The sequence below is a fragment of the Nocardia farcinica genome (genome assembly GCF_029867845.1).
Classification (GTDB): domain Bacteria; phylum Actinomycetota; class Actinomycetes; order Mycobacteriales; family Mycobacteriaceae; genus Nocardia; species Nocardia farcinica_A.
Map to the genome: position 1 here is coordinate 1 of NZ_JARWRU010000718.1, position 1,124 is coordinate 1,124.

Sequence of the window (1,124 nt, forward strand, 5' to 3'; positions counted from 1 at the left end):
GGCTCGTCGTCGTAGTCGACGGGCTCGAGATCGTCGCCGGTGTAGTCGTCGTAGTCGTAACCGCCGGGACGGTGCTCGCCGGTGTCGTCGAACTCCGGCCCGAATTCGCCTGTGCCGTAGTCACCGTCGTACTCGGCGTCGTAGTCGTCGCCGAAACCGTCGTGGCCGAATCCGTCCCGGCCGTATCCCTCGCCGCCGAAACCGTCACCGCCGTACTCCTCGCCGCCGAAACCGTCGCGACCGGGCGGCCCGGCGAAGCCGGGCGCGGGCGGGCCCATGATCGGACGCTGTTGCTCGCGTCCGGTGCGGCGGGCGGCGTCGGCCCGCTCCGCGCCCTCGCGCAGCAGATCTCCCGCGACGGTCTGCCCGGACAACAGTTGCTGATCCTGGCCGGCCAGATTCCACGCCTGGGTGGGCAACGCGCCGGAGTCGGGGCCGGCCTCACCCGGTGGTGGCGGTCCGGCGGGCGCTTGCCGCTCCTGGCCGCGCTTGCGCGCCGACCACGCGGGCAGGCCCCCGCGACCGCGAGCGGGCGGCCCGGCGGCCTCGTCCTGTTCCGGGCGCGGCGGCATCGGCGAGAGCGGACGCTGTTGTCCCTGACCGAAATCCGGGGGCGGCGGCGCCCAGCCCGCCGGTTGCGGGTCCGGCCCCTCGGCCGGGGCGATAGGTGCCGGATAGACCTCGGTGACCTCGGCCGCGCGCCGGCGGTCGGCGCGGCTGAGCCTGCCGCTGTCGGGACCGCCGCTCGACGGTGCGGCGGGCGAGATGGTGGGAGCCTGCGGCGGGACACCGGGGGCCGGCGGGCCCGGCGGGGCGAAACCCGCGGGCGCGGCCGGTGGTTCGGGACTCGGCGGTTCCGGGGCGGGCGGGGAGAAGGACGGCGGAGGCGCGAAGGCCGAGGGCGTCACGCCGGATGCGGGGGTCACCCCCGCGGTCGGGCGGCCGACGATGACGGTGGCGTTCTCGTCCGGGTCGAGCTTGCGCCTGCGCCCGCCGCGACCGGACGATTCCGGGGCAGGCGCGGCCTCCGGCGCCGGCGCGGCGGCAGGGGGTTCGGCGGCCGGTTCGTCCTCGTCGGGCACCGAATGCGCGCCGCCGTCGCGGATCACCGGCAGGTCGCCGGT

General features: G+C 77.0%; 1 pseudogene. It reads right to left on the reverse strand.

The annotated features are described in order from the left end of the window. A pseudogene (locus QH283_RS15770) lies at window positions 1-1,124 on the reverse strand (hypothetical protein); the annotation flags it as partial.